The organism is Halomonas sp. MMH1-48 (assembly GCF_022348105.1).
GTDB lineage: Bacteria > Pseudomonadota > Gammaproteobacteria > Pseudomonadales > Halomonadaceae > Vreelandella > Vreelandella piezotolerans.
This window is the reverse complement of record NZ_JAKRFL010000020.1, coordinates 39,476-57,589: the sequence shown is the minus strand read 5'-3', so window position 1 is coordinate 57,589 and position 18,114 is coordinate 39,476. Positions and strand designations below refer to the sequence as shown.

The window sequence follows — 18,114 nt, the reverse complement described above, 5'->3', positions numbered from 1 at the left end:
GCCACTCGGAACTGGACACCGCGCCGGACGGTCTGGCTGAACCCGGACCGGGAAGACCCGCTGGTTCAACGCGATCAGCGATTAGAAGCCGCCTGATTCCAGGTTCCAACAAGCTTGACAGGCATCGTCTGTCTCAGTTCTAGATTTATGAAAAAGCTCACCATTAACCTTAAGCAGATCGATAGCTTTCATCTTCTCTCCAGTGAATTTCTATTTAAGCCATAAAAATCAAAGGCAATCATAAACAGCACTTCAAACCTTTAATTCCCTGCTGCTCATACACTTTATTAACAAATTCAGCTTAGGTCACGCGTTCGGTTAATTTTTCTGCAGTGCCTGATTGGCCTGCGCGGCGTTATTGGCACCGCGTTGCGGTGCTTCGCGGGTGCCTCACTTCGTTCGTTACGCCGCGCTACGGGGTTGATGGCGTTATCGTTGGAGTGGTGGCTGGATCATCGCGCGCTGAAGCGCCCTCCCACATCTGTCACCTCTCACACCTGTTACCCCCCAACCTGTTATCTCTCAGATGATGCATCCCCCACATCTGTTATCTCACCTTCCCCCATCACTTCTTGCGACTAGCCTTCTCGCGCAAACCCGATTAGCCTGCTAACTCAACCAGTAAGGGATTGAGATGCAAGAGACGACGAGGCGGCAGCGCTTGGCGGGGGTGTTGGTGCTGCTGGGGCTTTTGGCACAGATTTTGGGCTTTACCGGGGCGGTGCCGACCGCGCAGGCGGTGAGCTATTTGCTGTGGGCGGCGGTGGCGCTGCTGTGGCGGGATATTCCCAAGCGTTCGCGCCTTCAGGCGGGGGTGTTGATTGCCCTGGGTGTGGTGATGCTGGTGGTGGCGCAAACCGTGTATGGCGCGGCGGTGAACTGGCCTGCCATGCTGCAGGGGAACGTGTTCGTGGCTTCCATGCTGGTGGGCGTGAGTTTTATCTCGCTGATTGGCACCCAGGGCAACAAGCGTGCCCCGGGTAAGCGGGTAACAGGGGCGGACGGCGTGCTGCGCACTTGGCTGGGGGTTCATTTTCTTGGCACGATTTTGAATCTATCGACGGTGTTCATGGTGGGCGACCGCTTGGCCCGCCGTGCGCCGTTGACCACACCTCAGCTTTTGGCGCTGAACCGGGGGCTCTCCAGCGCCGCGCTTTGGTCGCCCTTCTTTGCCTCCATGGCGGTGGTGATTGCCCTGGTGCCGTCGGTGCAGTACGCCCAAATTGCCGTGGTGGGTTTTCCGATGGCGATGCTCTCGGGGCTATTGACCACGCTGGAGCTGCGGCGGCGGTTTGATTTAACCGAGGTGGATGGTTTTTCGCTATCGCCGCGTAGCCTGCTGATGCCAGCGGGCATGGCGGCGCTGGTGATGCTGTTTCACTTCTGGATCACGCCGTCACTGACCATCGTCAGCATCATTACCTTTTTACTGCCGGGGGTGGCGCTGTTAAGCAACCTGCAGGAAGGGCCGCGCTTTACCCTGCGGCGTATTCGCCAGCATACCGTGACCCGCCTGCCCGCCATGCGTGGGGAAATCTCGCTATTCCTAGCGGCAGGCTTACTGACATTGGGGCTTTCGACGCTGGTGGCCGCCGCTGCGGGCGATGAATGGACGCTGTTTGCCCGCTTTGGCACCTGGCAGGCCATGGCCAGCTTTGCCGCCATTACGCTGAGCGCGCTGGCGGGGCTACACCCGATTATTGGCGTTTCGGTGCTGGCGTCTATTTTGGATTTGAGCGGCGGCGAGCAAACGCTGTTCGCCTTCGTGGCGCTGAGCGCCTGGGCGGTGGGCACCAGCGTGGGGCCGCTCTCCGGTATCAATCTTTCACTGCAGGGGCGCTATGGGGTGAGCGGGTATCGCATGATGAAAGACAACCTGCCCTACGCGGCGATGATGAGCCTGCTCTCGCTGGGGGCGATCGCAGGCTTGGGCGCTTGGCTGGGTTAACCATCAGGTTTCGATGATTTTATTGGGGAAGCGGTAGAAGTAGCGGTGGCCGCACTGGTGGCAGGGTTCCAGCCGGGCGACTTCGTTGAGCATCACCTGGGCATCGCAGTGGGTGCAGGCCATCAAGCCAGGGGCGGCCATTTCGCCTTCGCAGTAGTCGGCGCGGGCGGCTTCCAGGTCATCCTCGAAGCGTTCGCGCTCGACGATGCTGCGGTCGGCAATCGAGAGTAGCGATTCCGCCACGCGTCGGGAGAGCTGGTCGATGTCGATCCCTAGCCAGCTTGCCACCTGCTTGCCGGTATCGGCCATGTAGTAGCGCATGTCTTTCAGGTCGCGCTCTACCCAGGCGCGTAGCAGGGCCAGCTCGTCTTTGGTGTACTCTTCCAGCTCGGCTTCGAAGGCAACGGCGTCGTCCAAATCCTTTTGCAGGTTGTCCCAAGTGAGCTCGTTGGCGCCATCTTGCATGCGCTCTAACAGGCGCTCGTAGCCTTCGCGAAGGCGGTGATCGTTATGTTTTTCCATGGGTCCTCTCCTTTTGTCGCCACAGGTGCTGCCTATCATCGGCTAGCCGTTCAAGGATACACCTGCATAGGATACAATCGACGCTACTTATCTGACAGTCGTCATCTACTATTCACTTTGCGCCCTTTTTGGGCGAATGACCCCAAGGCATTGAAAACACCGATGGACGCACATTACAGCCCCCGTGATATCGAACGTGATGCTCAGCAGTACTGGGACAAACACCAGTGCTTTAAAGCCGTAGAAGACGCCAACCGCGAAAAATTCTACTGCCTATCCATGTTCCCCTACCCCAGCGGCAAGCTGCACATGGGCCACGTGCGTAATTACACTATCGGCGACGTTGTCTCACGTTTCCAGCGCATGCAGGGTAAAAATGTCATGCAGCCCATGGGCTGGGACGCGTTCGGGATGCCGGCGGAAAATGCCGCGATCCAAAATCAGGTGCCGCCTGCCAAGTGGACCTACCAAAACATCGATTACATGCGCAACCAGTTGAAGGCACTGGGGTTTGCCTACGACTGGAGCCGCGAATTCGCCACCTGCGATACCAGCTACTACCGCTGGGAGCAGTGGTTCTTCACCAAGCTGGTGGAGAAAGGGCTGGTCTACAAGAAGATGTCCACGGTGAACTGGGACCCGGTCGACCAAACCGTGCTAGCCAACGAACAGGTCATCGACGGCTGCGGCTGGCGTTCCGGCGCGCCGGTAGAGCGTAAAGAGATCCCGTTGTGGTTCCTGAAGATCACCGACTACGCCGATGAGCTGCTGGCGGATTTGAATAACGTCAAGTGGCCCGAGCAGGTCAAAACCATGCAGCGCAACTGGATTGGTAAATCCCGTGGCGTCGAGCTGAGCTTCGATATCAAAGCCGCCGATGGTAGCGCCTGCGAGCCGCTGGCGGTGTACACCACCCGCCCGGACACGCTGATGGGCGTGACCTACGTAGCCGTTGCCGCCGGTCACCCGCTGGCCAAACAGGCCGCCGAGCAGAGCAGCGAGATCGCGGCGTTCTGTGAAGAGTGCGCCAAAGGCGGCACCTCCGAAGCGGAAATGGCCACCAAAGAGAAGCTGGGCATGGCCACGGGCCATAAAGCCATTCACCCGTTGAGTGGTGAAGAAGTGCCGGTATTCGTCGCCAACTTCGTGCTCATGGAGTTCGGCACCGGCGCGGTCATGGCCGTGCCTGCCCACGACCAGCGCGACTGGGAGTTCGCCACCAAGTACGGTGTCGAGCTGAAGCCGGTGGTCGCCGACGAGCACGGCAACACGCCGGATATCTCCGAAGGTGCGTATGTCGAACACGGCACGCTGATCAATTCCGGCGAGTTCGACGGCCTGGAGTTCCAGGCAGCGTTCGATGCCATTGCCGCCAAACTGGCCGAGCTAGGCCGTGGCGAGGTGAAAACCAACTACCGCCTGCGCGATTGGGGCATTGCCCGCCAGCGCTACTGGGGCGCGCCGATTCCGGTGAAGTACGGCCCGGAAGGCCAAACCGTACCGCTTTCCGATGACGAGCTGCCGGTTGCCCTGCCCATGGAAGTCACCGTGGATGCCTCCGGCTCGCCGCTGAAGAAGATGCCGGAGTTCTCCGAGCTGGGCGACGGCTGGGTGCGTGAAACCGACACCTTCGATACCTTCATGGAGTCCTCCTGGTACTTCGCCCGCTTCTGCTGTGCGGATAACCACGAAGCCATGCTGGACGAGCGCGCCAACTACTGGCTGCCGGTGGATCTCTACATTGGCGGTATCGAGCATGCCATTCTGCACCTGCTCTACGCCCGCTTCTTCCACAAGCTGCTGCGCGATTTCGGCATGGTCGATTCCGACGAGCCGTTCCAGCAGCTGCTCACCCAAGGCATGGTGATCGCCGAAACCTTCTACCGCATCAAAGAGAACGGCGGTAAAGAGTGGTTTAATCCCGCCGATGTGGAAGTGAAGCGCGACGAGAAAGGCCGCCCGCTGAGCGCCATACTGATGAGCGACGGCCAGCCGGTGGAGATGGGCGGCATCGAGAAGATGTCCAAGTCGAAGAACAACGGCGTCGATCCGCAATCGATGATCGACAAGTTCGGTGCCGACACCGTACGCCTGTTCATGATGTTCGCGGCACCGCCCGAGCAGTCGCTGGAGTGGTCGGACTCCGGTGTGGAAGGCGCGCATCGCTTCTTGAAGCGCATCTGGCGTCAAGTCAGCGAGCACTTGGAAGCGGGCACGCCGGGCACACTGAACGTCGACGCACTCGACGACGATCAGAAAGCGCTGCGCCGCAAGACCCACGAAACCATCAAGAAAGCCAGCGACGACATTGGCCGCCGCACCACCTTCAACACCGCCATTGCCGCCGTGATGGAGCTTTCCAACGCGGTGGCCAAGTTCGAGGACACCTCCGAGCTGGGGTTGGCGGTCAGCCGTGAAGCGCTAGAGGCCTGCGTCCTGCTGCTGGCCCCAATCACGCCGCACCTGTGTCACACGCTGTGGCAGCAGTTCGGCCACGAACAGCCGGCCATCGAAGCCCAGTGGCCGGACGTCGACGAAGCCGCCCTGACCCGCGACAGCATCGAGCTGGTGGTACAGGTGAACGGTAAACTTCGCGCCCGCCTGGAAGCTCCGGCCAGCGCTGATAAAGCCGCCATCGAGCAACTGGCGATGGAAAACGATAACGTCCAGCGCCATTTGGAAGGCAAAACGGTTCGTAAGGTGATCGTGGTGCCCGGCAAGCTGGTTAACATTGTGGTGAGTGGATGAATCGCCGTCGCTTCTTGATCCTGAGCACTGCCGCCTCGGTGGCGGTGCTGCTCAGCGGCTGTGGGTTCCGCTTGCGCGGTTCGGAATCCATGCCACGTCTTCCTGCGCTATCGTTAGAGGGCGATGACAATAGCGCTCTCGCTCAGCAGCTTCGCACACGTCTGCAGCAACTGGGCACCGAGGTGACAAGCGGGGCGCCCTGGCGCGTGACGCTGGGCACGCCCTCGCTACAGCAGCGGCCCATCGGCACCGAGGGTCGCGCAAGCCGAGAGCATGAACTAACGCTGAGCACGTCGCTGTCGGTGCAGCAGCGCGACACCGGCGCGTACGCGTTGAACGATGCTACGGTGGCGACCAGCACGCGCATCCGCGTCAGCGATGACGACCTGCTGAACCGGGAGACGCTCTTCCAGGAAGCCCAGCAAACGCTGACCCGCCAGCTTGCCCAGCGCATCATCGAACGGTTGGCCAATCTCGAGGCGCTGCGGTGAAGGTATTTGCCGATCAATTGCCTGCCGCTCTGGCCAAGAAGCTGCCGAAAGCGGTGATCGTGGCGGGTGACGAGCCGCTTCAGCATCGTGACGCCTGCGATGCCGTGCGCGCCGCCGCTCGCCAAGCGGGTATCGAAGAGCGCGAAGTGCTGGACGTGGAGCCCAACTTTGCCTGGGGACGGCTACTGGAAACCGCGAGCAACCTCTCGCTGTTTGCCTCCAATAAACTGTTGGAGCTGCGTTTGGGCAATCAAAAGCTGGGGCAGGAAGGTACCAAAGCGCTGGCGCAGTACGCAGACATGATGGATGGCAGCGATGATTTGCTGCTGGTCAGCATGGGCAAAGTCGATGCCAAGCAGCAGAAAAGCGCCTGGTTCAAGGCGCTGGATAAACACGGCTTGTTCGTGCCCGTTTGGCCGGTCGATGCCTCGCGCCTTGGCTACTGGCTGCGCGATAGGGCCTCGCATCACGGCCTGCAGATCGACCTGGAAGCGGCTCGGCTTTTGGGGGAGCGCACCGAGGGCAATCTGCTGGCGGCGGATCAGGAACTACAGAAGCTGGCGCTGATCTACCCCGCCAACACTCGGCTCAACGTCGAACACATTGCTCAAGGCGTCGAAGACAGCACCCGCTTCGATGTCTTCAATCTGGCAGACGCCTGCTTGAAGGGCGAACCCAGCCGCGCCTCGCGGATCGTCCACGGCCTGAAGAGCGAAGGCGTGGAAGCGCCCATCGTCCTATGGGCGCTGACCCGCGAGCTGCGCACCCTGCTATCCCTGCATCAGCATCTCGACCAGGGCCAGAGTTTCGAACACGCCTGCAAAACCCAAAAGCCGATGATTTTCGATAAACGCCGCCCGGCCTATCAAAAAGCCATTGGCCGACTCTCCATGAAGCGCTTGCACAAGCTGCTGCTCATGGCGCAGCGCTTGGATTTGGCGGTCAAGGGGGCTTCTGTCGTACCGCTGTGGCCGGGGCTGCACGATCTGGCCATGACCATGGCGGGCGCCAAGGGCATTTTAGCGGAAACGCCCTGGACCTATCGCATTAGTGCAAATAATTAGTACTTTGCATTTTTATCTTAAAACCGCATCTGTTTGTTTCTATACTATTTAACGGGCCCTCGATGGCCTGCTCCCCGACCAGTCTAAGGATGAAGACGATGAAAACAGTGCGTGCTTACCTCTCGACCCTTTTGATTGCTGCGTTAGTGCTGACCAGCCTGCCCGTCGTGGCGGCCCCTACCGCTCCACAAGGTATGGATCTGGTATCGACGCAGTCTGTTTTGGCAGGCGACCGTGCTGGCGCTGACCGCGAGCGTATCAACGAAATCCTCGCCCGTGCCGATGTGCAAGATCAACTGCTCAAACAGGGCGTCAATCCCGCCGATGTCGAGGCGCGTGTTGCAGCCCTTAGCGATGCCGAAGCTCAGCAAATGGCACAGCAGCTCGAACAACTGCCTGCCGGTGCCGGTGTGATCGGCGCGCTGTTCGCGGTATTCGTCATTCTGCTGGTAACGGACATCCTAGGGTTGACCGATGTTTATCCGTTCACTCGCTAACGTATTGGTGACCATGGACCGTTCCGTTAACGCCCGCTCTGCGGGCGTTTTGGTGTTGAGCCTGCTGATCCTGCTGCTAACTGGCTGTGCTCGCAGCCCCGTGCTGCTGGAAAGCACCAAAGCAAGCCTTACTCCGCAAACCGAGCTTACCGACGTGCCGTTTTACGCCCAAACCGAGTATCAGTGCGGCCCGGCAACCCTGGCGATGGTACTCAATCACGAAGGCGTGGACGTCGGCTTGGACGAGCTGATTCCTCAAGTCTTTTTACCGGGCCGAGATGGCAGCGTGCAACCAGAGATGCTGGCCACGGTACGCCGCTACGAACGGCTGGCGATTCCCATTCGCGGTACCATGGATGCCCTGCTCACGCATCTGGAAGCTGGCGACCCGGTCGTCGTGATGCAGAACCTCGCCCTGCCCGCCTTTCCCATGTGGCACTATGCGGTGGCGATTGGTTTTGATTTGCCGAACGAAACGCTGGTTTTGCGCAGCGGTGAGATCGAGCGGCATACCCTATCGTTTAGCCGATTCGATGCGACCTGGGCTCGTTCTGAGCGCTGGGGCTTTGTGGTCAGCGAGCCGGGCAGCCTACCCAAGGGCGTAACCGCACGTAATGCTCTGGAAGCGATTAGCGCCTATGAAGAGCAGCATGGCGCCGAGAAGGCACTGAGTAGCTGGCAGGCGTTTGTCGAGCGCTTCCCGCAAAACCCGATGGGGCAGTTTGCGCTGGGCAATGTGCTGTATGCCGACCAGCAGGCGAGCGCGTCACTGAGCGCGTTCAAGTCTGCCACAGAGCTAGACCCCACGATGGGCGCAGCGTGGCTGAACCTCGCTATTTTACAATACCAACAAGCGCGCATCGACGACGCACGAGCATCGCTTGAGCGTGCCGCTGCGCTCGAAGGCGAATGGCAGCCCCGTGCACGGCAGCTGCTGGAGTCGCTGTAAAGGCATAACCGTGGAAAAGTGGTGTGGCAACAGGAAGGGGGCATCAGCCCCCTTTTTATGGGCGCTTAAAAAACGCGATTCAAACCGTTTTGCGCGGCGACCCGGTAGGCTTCGGCCATGGTCGGGTAGTTGAAGGTGGTGTTCACGAAGTACTTGAGCGTATTCGCTTCACCCTCTTGCTGCATGATCGCCTGGCCGATATGCAGAATCTCGGAGGCTTGGTCACCAAAGCAATGGATACCCAAAATTTCTAGCGTGTCCTGGTGGAACAAGATCTTGAGCATACCCACGGTATCGCCGGTGATCTGAGCACGGGCGGTGTCCTTGAAGAAGGCCTTGCCCACTTCGTAGGGCACTTTGGCTTCGGTCAACTCACGCTCGTTGGGACCAAAGGAGCTGATCTCGGGAATCGTATAAATACCGGTCGGTACATCGCTAACGAAGCGGTACTCTTTCTCCAAGAGCTCGTTACAGGAGTTCAAGCCCTGATCGTAGGCGGCGCTGGCCAGGCTTGGCCAACCGATCACGTCCCCTGCCGCATAAATATGCGGGATCGACGTTCGATAGTGTTCATCGACGCTGAGCTGGCCACGACCGTTGGCCTCTAAGCCAATGTTCTCGAGCCCCAAACTGTCGGTGTTACCCGTGCGGCCGTTGGCCCAAAGAAACGCATCGGCGCGGATTTTCTTGCCGGATTTCAAGCGGACCACCACGCCCGCCTCGTCACCCTCGACGCTCTCGTACTCTTCCTTATGACGAATTAGTACGCCATGTTTGCGTAGGTGGTACGAGAGCGCATCGCTGATCTCGTCGTCCAAGAACGACAGCAGACTATCGCGGTTGTTGATCAGATCGACTTTGACGCCCAACCCCGAGAAGATGGAGGCGTACTCACAGCCAATGACACCGGCGCCAAAAATCACCAGCGTACGCGGGGTATGGGAAAGGCTTAGGATGGTATCGGAACAGTAGATGCGCGGATGACGGAAGTTGATATCCGCCGGGCGATAAGGGCGTGAGCCGGTGGCGATGACGATTTTCTTGGCCACTAACTCTTCCATCCCCTCTTGGCGGTCGCGAACGACGACAGTATGTTCGTCTTTGAAACGCGCGACGCCGTGAAAGAGGTCGATTCGATTGCGCGCGTAGAATGTCGTACGCATTTCGACCTGTTTGTCGATCGTGCCGCGCGAGCGCTCCATGACTTTGGGAAAAGAGAACCAGCGCGGTTCACCGATATCGCGGAACATCCGGTTGGTATTGAACGCCATGATCTGCTTGACCTGGTGGCGCAGCGCTTTGGAAGGAATGGTGCCCCAGTGGGTGCAATTACCACCGACCTGGGTCTGTTTCTCGATGATCGCCACCCGCATACCGTGTTTGGCAGCATTGATGGCAGCGCTTTCCCCGGCGGGACCGGTCCCGATAACCACGACATCGTAATTGTGAACCGCCATACGGTTTGGATCTCCTCATTCCTTTATATTTTCGCCAACACATACGTAAACGCCCGCGATTAAGCGAGCGTTGAACGTGTGTGCGTGTATATCATGAATCACTAGCCGTGATGCGGCTCAACGGCGTGTCGCATCATAGCCTAGGTCTGCTCCGCGGCTTTCGTCGCTGCGACGGCGCACGCTGCCACGTTTGCGGTTCTCTTCTTCGCAAACCTCGTCTTTGCCACCGCAAATATCGCAACCCTCTTTCATGCCGATTTGGTTCAAGCCGCCGCAGGAGCCTGCAATGGGTTTACGGCCCATCAAAACACCGACGGCCATGGCCCCCATGATCAGCGCCATAAAACCGAATACCAGTAGCCAAATTGCCATGTGGTCCTCCCGACATTGCGTTGAGTGCCTTACCTGCCGACAGCCATCGCGCCGATAAGTGCCTTAAAAAATTATCCTCTATTGTACCCCAGCCAATGCAAAATGATCAGGCATTCCGGGCAAATTCCCCACGATGTGCATGTCGATCACTCCATAAACGAACGGGGCTAGCCCTAAGGCTAGCCCCGTGTCTAACGTCTGCGGATGCGACATTAGCCGCCGAAATCATCCAACAGGATGTTTTCCGGCTCGACCCCCATATCAAGCAGCAGCTTGATAACGGAGGCGTTCATCATGGGCGGCCCACACATGTAGTACTCACAATCTTCAGGAGCCGGATGGTCCTTCAGATAGTTTTCGTAAAGCACGTTGTGAATGAAGCCCGTCGGGCCTTCCCAGTTGTCCTCCGGCTGCGGATCGGAGAGCGCCAGATGCCACTCGAAGTTGGGGAACTCTTCTGCCAGCTGATCGTACTCTTCGTTGTAGAAGGTTTCACGCCAGGAGCGCGCACCGTACCAGAACGAAATCTTACGATCGGTCTTCAGACGCTTGAGCTGGTCGAAGATATGGCTACGCATCGGCGCCATGCCCGCACCACCACCGACGAAGATCATCTCGGCATCGGTGTCTTTGGCGAAGAACTCACCAAACGGCCCCATGACGGTCACCTTGTCACCCGGCTTCAGGCTGAAGACGTAGGTCGACATGAGACCCGGGGGATGGCTGGTGCCAGGAGGCGGCGTCGCGATACGAATGTTGAACTTGAGGAGACCTTTCTCTTCCGGGTAGTTCGCCATGGAGTAGGCGCGGATGATTTCCTCGTTGTTCTTGTGGGAAATGTCGAACAGACCAAACTTTTCCCAGTCGCCACGGTACTCTTCTTCGATATCGAAGTCCGAGAACTTGATGTCGTAAGGCGGAGCCACGAGCTGAACGTAACCACCTGCACGGAAAGCGACTTCTTCGCCTTCGGGCAGCTTCAAGTTGAGCTCTTTAATGAAGGTCGCGACGTTCGGGTTGGCCGTTACTTCGGTTTCCCACTTCTTCACGCCGAAGACTTCTTCCGGCACTTCTACTTTCATGTCCTGCTTCACAGGAACCTGACAAGAGAGGCGCCAGCCTTCTTTCTTCTCGCGCATGGTGAAGTGCGACTCTTCCGTCGGCAGGATAGAACCGCCGCCCTCTTCAACGCGGCACTTGCACTGGGCGCAGGAACCGCCGCCGCCACACGCAGAGGAGAGGAAGATACCGTTGGCCGCCAGGGTATTCAGTAGCTTGCCGCCGGCTTGGGTCTTCAGGGTGTGCTCGGGGTCGCCGTTGACTTCGATCGTCACGTCCCCGCTACTCACTAGCTTGCTGCGCGCTGCCAGAATGATCGCCGTTAAGCTAATAACGATGACCGTGAACATGACAACACCGAGCAAGATGACAGATGTATCAACCATGTCGGTTTCCTATTGCTGAAGGTTTTCTGTACCTCGGCAGCCTGGGCTGCCGAGAAAACCGGCTCCGATTAAAGCTGAATGCCAGAGAAGGACATGAAGCCCAGCGACATCAAGCCAACGGTGATAAACGTAATGCCAAGACCCTGCAAACCGCCCGGCACGTCGCTGTACTTCAGCTTTTCACGAATGCCTGCCAGTGCAGCGATCGCTAGCGCCCAACCGGTACCCGCGCCGAAGCCATACACCACGGCCTCGCCAAAGTTGTAGCTACGCTCCACCATGAACAGTACGCCACCGAGGATGGCGCAGTTAACGGTAATCAGCGGCAGGAAGACACCCAGGGCGTTGTAAAGCGACGGTACGTACTTATCAAGGAACATTTCCATGATCTGTACTAGGGCCGCGATAACACCGATGTATGAGAGCAGACCCAGGAATGACAGGTCGATGTTTTCAGCACCGCTAATGCCGGTCCAGGTCAGCGCGCCTTCTTGCAGCAGGTACGTGAATACCAGGTTATTGACCGGCACCGTGATCGTCAGTACGACGATAACCGCAATACCGAGACCGATGGCAGAAGACACCTTCTTGGATACCGCGAGGAACGTACACATGCCCAGGAAGAAGGCAAGTGCCATGTTCTCGACGAATACCGAAGCGACGAAAAGGCTCAGATAGTGTTCCATGTTACACGGCCTCCTTCGGCTTGGTGTTGTGCTTCATCTTGAACTCGTTCTCTTCGACTTGCTCCGGGTTGACAGAGCGCAGTACCCAGATCAACAGACCAATGATGAAGAAAGCAGACGGCGGCAGCAGCAGCAGACCGTTCGGCACGTACCAGCCACCATTCTGAATGGTCGGCAGCACGGTGAAGCCGAAGACGCTGCCAGCACCCAGCAGTTCGCGGAAGAAACCTACCACCATCAGGACGAAACCGTAGCCCAGGCCGTTACCGATACCATCCAGGAACGACATGCCCGGCGTATTGGACATCGCGAAACCTTCCGCGCGGCCCATTACGATACAGTTGGTGATGATCAGACCGACGAACACCGACAGCTGCTTGGACATTTCGTAAGCATAGGCTTTGAGGATCTGGTCGACCACGATGACCAACGAGGCAATGATGGTCATCTGAACGATGATACGAATCGAAGACGGAATGTGATTCCGAATCAGCGATACGAACAGGTTCGAAAAAGAGGTTACGAAAATAACCGCCAGCGACATGACCAGCGACACGCTCATGCTGGTGGTCACCGCCAGTGCAGAACAGATCCCCAGAATCTGAAGCGCAATGGGGTTGTTCTTGAAAATAGGCGCCGTTAAAACGCCTTTTGCATTTACATCCGCCATGATCAGGCCCCCTCAACGTCGTCGAAGTCAGTCTCGGTGTCTTCGGCGTCTGATGGCTCGGTTCCGCTGCGGAATTTAGCCAAGTAAGGAGCAAAGCCCTCTTCACTCAGCCAAAACTGCAGCATGTTGGTCACGCCGTTACTGGTCAGCGTAGCACCGGAGAGCGCATCGACTTCGTGCTCGTTACTCGCACCGCCTTTGGTCAGGTGGATTTCAGGAGAGAGGTCGCCCTCTTCGCTGTAGATCTCTTTACCTTCCCACTGGGCTTGCCAACGCGGATTGTTGACTTCGGCACCCAGGCCCGGCGTTTCACTGTGGTCGTAGTAAGTGATACTAACGATGGTATTGCCGTCACCCTCTACCGACAGGAATCCCATCATACGGCCCCACAGGCCCTGCCCACGAATAGGCAGAACGATCTGGTCAGGATTCTCAGGATCGCCTACTAAGTACACAGTCGCGAAATTTTCTACGCGCGAGAGTCCCGCGATGTCACGATCGCCAGACAGCGTACGGCCAGTGGCCGGATCGCGTGCAGCTTCGAAACCATCGAAGGTACTGGGGTCGAACTGTTCGGTGTAGTCACCGGTTTCCAGCTCGACGACGCGGGCAGTGATCTGATTGCTGAACGTCTCTTCCACATCCATTCCTGGCTCGTAAAGACGCGCCACGTTGAGGATGTTGGTTTTACGGTCCAGCTCCTGATTGAGCTGCTGCGCTGGGCGCAGTGCCACGGCCGCCGTCGAGACGATGACCGAGCACACGATGCACAGCGAGAAAGCGACAATCAGAACTTTCTTGATGGAGTTGTTACCTTGTGCCATTAGGCAGTCTCCTCGGCCGGTACGCCAGTACGCTTGAGACGGCGCTTAACATTGGCCTGGACGAAGTAGTGATCGATCAGCGGCGCAAACAGATTGGCGAACAGAATGGCCAGCATGATGCCTTCCGGGAAAGCCGGGTTGACTACGCGGATCAAGACCGTCATCACACCGATCAGGGCACCGAACACCAAGCGACCTTGGTTGGTCATCGCGGCAGACACTGGGTCGGTCGCCATGAACACCATACCAAAGGCAAAACCACCAATGACGAGGTGCCAGTACCACGGCATCGCGAACATGGCATTGGTCTCGGAGCCGATCAGGTTGAACAGCGTGCTGGTGATCACCATGCCCAGGAAGACGCCCAGCATGATGCGCCAGTTGGCGATCTTGGTCCAAAGCAGTACGGCGGCACCGATCAGGATAGCCAGGGTCGAGACTTCACCCACGGAACCTGGCACGAAGCCCAGGAACGCATCCCACCAGCTATAGGTGTTGGTCAGCGCAGACATACCGTCTTGAAACGCCATGGAGAGCGCTGTCGCACCCGTGTAGCCATCGGCGGCGACCCACACTGCATCACCGGAAATTTGCGCCGGGTAAGCGAAGTACAGGAACGCGCGACCCGTCAACGCGGGGTTCAGGAAGTTCTTACCCGTGCCGCCAAAGATCTCTTTGCCGATCACGACGCCAAAGGTAATCCCCAAAGCGACCTGCCAAAGCGGGATGGTGGCCGGCAGAATCAGCGCAAACAGCACGGAGGTCACGAAGAAACCTTCGTTGACTTCATGGCCACGCTTGATGGCAAACAGCACTTCCCAGAAACCACCCACGACGAACGTCACGAGGTAAATGGGCAGGAAATAAGTCGCGCCAAGAACGAAGTTAGCCCACAGGCTGCTGGGATCATGACCGCCCGCGAGGGTCATCATGATGGCTTCGCGCCAGCCGTTCATGGAGGCATAACCCGCTTCGATGGCAGTGTTCGCCTGCCAGCCTGCGTTCCACATACCGAAGAACATGGCCGGGAAGGTACACATCCATACCGTGATCATGATGCGTTTCAGGTCGACGCCATCACGCACGTGAGCGGTGGTTTTTGCAACGCTGGGGGGCGAGTAGAAAATCGTATCTACCGCTTCATAGAGCGGGTAGAACTTTTCGTACTTACCACCTTTGTGGAAGTGCGGCTCGAGATTATCGAGTGTTTGTCGAATACCCATCATCAGGCCTCTTTCTCGATCATGGTGAGATTGTCACGCAGGATTGGGCCGTACTCGTATTTGCCGGGGCAAACGTAGGTACATAGCGCCAGATCCTCTTCGTCCAGCTCAAGACACCCAAGCTGCATGGCAACCTCAATGTCGCCCACAATCAGCGAACGCAGCAGTTGCGTTGGCATGACATCCAACGGCATGACGCGTTCGTAGTTACCCACCGGCACCATGGCACGCTCGGAACCATTCGTCGAGGTGGTCGGCGCGTAATTGCTCAGGCCTTTGATTTTTGAAAGATAGATACCCATCACCGAGTGGCGATTGGCACCGGGAGAGAGCCAACCCATGAACGTGCGCTTGTTGCCCTCTTCCAGCAAGCTGACTTGGTTGTGGAAACGCCCCAAGTAAGTCACCTTGCCTTCTGCGGCAGCGCCAGAGAAGACCGAGCCAGAAATCACACGAGTGTCTTCTGGTTGGATGATTTCACCTGCCAAGAGTTCCTCGGTGCTCGCCCCGATACGGGTGCGCAGCAGACGAGGCTTTTCAGCACGCGGGCCACCCACCGCAACGATGCGGCTCATGTCCAGCTTACCTTCTGTAAACAGCTTACCGAACGCAATCACGTCCTGATAACCGATGTGCCACACTTTTTTGTGCAGCGCGACGGGCGAAAGGTAATGAATATGCGTGCCTACCAAGCCTGCCGGGTGCGGCCCAGCGAAACTTTCTGTCTTGACGCCGCTAATATCGCCGCCGGGTACGGAAGCGTTTGCTCCGGTGCACAGAAAAACGTTGCCCTCGGTCAGGCGGGTTAGCACCTTGAGGCCGTCTTCGAATGCTTGAGCATTTTCGTTGATGATAAAGGCGGGGTCAGCGCTCAGCGGATGGGTATCCACGGCGGTGACGAAGATATCGGCAGGCACACTGTCGATAGCTGGCGTGCGTGAGAAAGGACGCGTACGTAGAGCGGTCCACATGCCAGACTCGACGAGCTGGTCGACAACGGTTTGACGATCGAGCTGTGCTAAAGCGCCACGATCATGAGAAGCAAATGTCATCGCTTCTTCATTTTCATCGACTTTAATGACCACAGACAGTAGACGTCGTTTTTCGCCACGGTTAATAGCGACCACTTCACCACCGGCAGGCGCCGTAAAACGAACGCCGTCGATTTTCTTGTCGGTGAAGAGAAGCTGGCCTAATTTGACCTTATCCCCTTCCTGAACTTCCATGGTTGGCTTCATGCCAACATAGTCAGTGCCCAGGATTGCCACGTGACGCACAGGCTGCGCATTGTCAATACGCTGCTCGGGCGCTCCCGTGATGGGGAGATCCAGGCCTTTTTTGACTTCGATCATAGTCTCGCCCAGTTGATGGATCGGATATACGAAGGTAAGGGGTTCGAATGCTTATTTTCTGTTCAGTGAATTCTTGTTTTGCTGTTCAGATCGTTACCAGTCAGGCTCAAGCACGCTTGAACCACCCCGAAAAATCTATCGCATTATAAAGATAAGCGCGGCCAATGACCACATCCCTGATGGCCTCCAAAAGTGCTATGTGCCGTTCTAGGCCATTCGTTTCTGGAACAAAAAACGCCACCCGAGGGTGGCGTTGGTCAAACCGATGTCGCTGATACGCTAATTTAGCGTTTACCGCGTCTATAGCCGCATCGGCTTAGTGTGGCAGCTTCAAAAATTGCACGTTGGACATGTGCTGTAGGATGCGAATGACCTGGCAGCTATAGCCAAACTCATTGTCGTACCAGACGTACACGACCGCGTGGTTGCCGTTGGCAATGGTCGCTTTGGCATCGACGATGCCCGCATGGCGGTTGCCGACGAAATCCGACGAGACCACCTCGGCCGAGTCGACGAAATCGATCTGCTTTTGATAAGCGGAATCGATGGACATACGGCGGAGATAGTCGTTGAGCGCTTCGGCGTCGGTGCCTTTCTCCAGGGTCAAATTTAGAATCGCCATGGATACGTTCGGCGTGGGCACGCGGATGGCGTTACCGGTCAGCTTGCCTTCCAGCTCCGGCAGCGCCTTGGCAACGGCTTTGGCAGCACCGGTTTCGGTCAGCACCATGTTCAGCGCTGCGCTGCGCCCGCGACGATCGCCCTTGTGATAGTTATCGATGAGATTCTGATCGTTGGTGTAAGCATGAACGGTTTCCACGTGCCCCGTCACCACGCCAAACTCATCGTTGAGCACCTTGAGAACCGGCACGATGGCGTTGGTGGTGCACGATGCCGCCGAGACGATACGGTCGCTATCGCCGATCGATTCGTGGTTGATACCGAACACGATGTTTTTGATATCGCCTTTACCTGGAGCGGTCAGCAGCGCTTTTGCTGCTCCTTTGCACTCCAAATGTTGCCCCAGGCCCGCTTCGTCGCGCCAGATACCGGTATTGTCGACGATGACCGCGTTGTGGATGTCATAAGCGGTGTAGTCGATGTCACTCGGAGAATCCGCATAGATCACTTGGACCACGTTGCCATTGATGGTCAGGGTACGCGCGTCGGCATCGACAGTGATGGTGCCATCGAACGGGCCGTGCACAGAATCACGGCGCAGCAGGCTAGCGCGCTTCTCTAGATCTTTAGCAACGTCACCGCGTCCACGTACCACAATGGCACGTAGACGCAATAAGTTACCGCCACCGGCTTTTTCGACCATGACCCGGGCCAGCAGGCGTCCAATGCGCCCAAAACCGTAAAGCACTACATCTTTTGGCTCACCCGTGCTGGCACCCGGCTGGTAGCCGTCGATGATCTCGTTCAGCTCCTTGTTCAAGAAGGCATTCAAGTCACCGCCACCTTGCCGCTTGAAGCTGACCGCCAGCTTGCCTACATCCACGTGGGCAGGCCCCAGATTCATCTCGCTCATCGCCTTGACGATAGGAAAGGTATCCGCCACGGACAGCTCGGTCCCTTCGATCTTACGCACGAAACGGTGATCTTTGAGAATGCGAATGACCGACCGCTTGATCAGAGAGCGTCCGAACATCGTGGCCACAACGTTGTTCTGGCGATAGAGCTGCCCTACTAGTGGGATCATTTGCTCCGCCAGAGCTTCGTTGTTTTGCCATTCCTGAAAAACGTTTTCGAGCGCTTGCTGACTCACGTGCGGCCTCATTGAGTTATGAACGGGGATGTCCTGAGTATTATCCGGAGCTTATTAAGGTGCCGCAATGAATGGATAGTCGCACAACATGTAGG

Annotated in this window: 16 protein-coding genes; 6 read left to right on the top strand and 10 right to left on the bottom strand. The window is 57.6% G+C overall.

Going from position 1 to position 18,114, the window contains the following annotated elements:
• Positions 1-634 precede the first annotated feature (634 nt).
• The gene (locus MHM37_RS14810; protein ID WP_239297109.1) at positions 635-1,948 is read left to right on the top strand and encodes a hypothetical protein; all 1,314 of its coding nucleotides are present in this window, start codon (positions 635-637) and stop codon (positions 1,946-1,948) included.
• A gap of 3 nt (positions 1,949-1,951) precedes the next feature.
• On the opposite strand, the gene MHM37_RS14805 is transcribed toward MHM37_RS14810, so the two are convergent.
• A complete protein-coding gene (locus tag MHM37_RS14805; RefSeq protein ID WP_159341934.1) occupies positions 1,952-2,470 on the bottom strand; it encodes a zinc ribbon-containing protein in 519 nt (172 codons plus the stop codon).
• 162 nt (positions 2,471-2,632) lie between these two features.
• On the opposite strand from MHM37_RS14805, the gene leuS reads away from it, so the two are divergent.
• The 5 genes from leuS (at position 2,633) to MHM37_RS14780 (ending at position 8,219) form a co-directional block, all read left to right on the top strand.
• Positions 2,633-5,218 (top strand): leucine--tRNA ligase, encoded by a 2,586-nt coding sequence (gene leuS / locus MHM37_RS14800; RefSeq protein ID WP_239297110.1) that lies wholly within the window; start codon positions 2,633-2,635, stop codon positions 5,216-5,218.
• On the top strand, positions 5,215-5,709 hold the full coding sequence (gene lptE, locus MHM37_RS14795) for an LPS assembly lipoprotein LptE (protein WP_239297111.1): 495 nt from the start codon (positions 5,215-5,217) through the stop codon (positions 5,707-5,709). Before leuS ends, lptE begins: the two co-directional genes overlap by 4 nt.
• The gene (gene holA / locus MHM37_RS14790) at positions 5,706-6,773 is read left to right on the top strand and encodes a DNA polymerase III subunit delta (protein WP_139528105.1); all 1,068 of its coding nucleotides are present in this window, start codon (positions 5,706-5,708) and stop codon (positions 6,771-6,773) included. The genes lptE and holA overlap by 4 nt, the downstream gene beginning before the upstream one ends.
• 98 nt (positions 6,774-6,871) lie before the next feature.
• The gene (locus tag MHM37_RS14785) at positions 6,872-7,270 is read left to right on the top strand and encodes a PA2779 family protein (RefSeq protein ID WP_139528106.1); all 399 of its coding nucleotides are present in this window, start codon (positions 6,872-6,874) and stop codon (positions 7,268-7,270) included.
• Positions 7,271-7,283: 13 nt separating this feature from the next.
• A complete protein-coding gene (locus MHM37_RS14780; protein ID WP_239297113.1) occupies positions 7,284-8,219 on the top strand; it encodes a PA2778 family cysteine peptidase in 936 nt (311 codons plus the stop codon).
• 65 nt (positions 8,220-8,284) lie between these two features.
• Here MHM37_RS14780 and sthA read toward each other — a convergent pair whose 3' ends face one another.
• The 9 genes from sthA to MHM37_RS14735 all read right to left on the bottom strand — a co-directional run bounded on the left by sthA (position 8,285) and on the right by MHM37_RS14735 (position 18,019).
• On the bottom strand, positions 8,285-9,676 hold the full coding sequence (gene sthA / locus MHM37_RS14775; protein WP_139528108.1) for a Si-specific NAD(P)(+) transhydrogenase: 1,392 nt from the start codon (positions 9,674-9,676) through the stop codon (positions 8,285-8,287).
• A gap of 117 nt (positions 9,677-9,793) precedes the next feature.
• The gene (nqrM, locus tag MHM37_RS14770) at positions 9,794-10,048 is read right to left on the bottom strand and encodes a (Na+)-NQR maturation NqrM (RefSeq protein WP_139528109.1); all 255 of its coding nucleotides are present in this window, start codon (positions 10,046-10,048) and stop codon (positions 9,794-9,796) included.
• Between the two features lie 212 nt (positions 10,049-10,260).
• Positions 10,261-11,493: an NADH:ubiquinone reductase (Na(+)-transporting) subunit F gene (gene nqrF / locus MHM37_RS14765; RefSeq protein ID WP_219863504.1), complete on the bottom strand. Its 1,233-nt coding sequence runs from the start codon at positions 11,491-11,493 to the stop codon at positions 10,261-10,263.
• A gap of 68 nt (positions 11,494-11,561) precedes the next feature.
• On the bottom strand, positions 11,562-12,179 hold the full coding sequence (gene nqrE, locus MHM37_RS14760) for an NADH:ubiquinone reductase (Na(+)-transporting) subunit E (RefSeq protein ID WP_044628064.1): 618 nt from the start codon (positions 12,177-12,179) through the stop codon (positions 11,562-11,564).
• 1 nt (position 12,180) lies between these two features.
• Positions 12,181-12,849, bottom strand: coding sequence for an NADH:ubiquinone reductase (Na(+)-transporting) subunit D (locus MHM37_RS14755; protein WP_139528111.1), 669 nt, complete (start codon positions 12,847-12,849; stop codon positions 12,181-12,183).
• A 2-nt stretch (positions 12,850-12,851) separates the two neighbouring features.
• Positions 12,852-13,673, bottom strand: coding sequence for a Na(+)-translocating NADH-quinone reductase subunit C (locus MHM37_RS14750; protein WP_139528112.1), 822 nt, complete (start codon positions 13,671-13,673; stop codon positions 12,852-12,854).
• A complete protein-coding gene (locus MHM37_RS14745) occupies positions 13,673-14,899 on the bottom strand; it encodes an NADH:ubiquinone reductase (Na(+)-transporting) subunit B (RefSeq protein WP_139528113.1) in 1,227 nt (408 codons plus the stop codon). The genes MHM37_RS14750 and MHM37_RS14745 overlap by 1 nt, the downstream gene beginning before the upstream one ends.
• Positions 14,899-16,248 carry a Na(+)-translocating NADH-quinone reductase subunit A gene (locus MHM37_RS14740; RefSeq protein WP_139528114.1) on the bottom strand — a complete coding sequence of 450 codons (1,350 nt, stop codon included), beginning with the start codon at positions 16,246-16,248 and terminating at the stop codon, positions 14,899-14,901. Before MHM37_RS14740 ends, MHM37_RS14745 begins: the two co-directional genes overlap by 1 nt.
• Before the next feature lie 316 nt (positions 16,249-16,564).
• The gene (locus MHM37_RS14735) at positions 16,565-18,019 is read right to left on the bottom strand and encodes a glyceraldehyde-3-phosphate dehydrogenase (protein ID WP_139528115.1); all 1,455 of its coding nucleotides are present in this window, start codon (positions 18,017-18,019) and stop codon (positions 16,565-16,567) included.
• Positions 18,020-18,114: the final 95 nt, after the last annotated feature.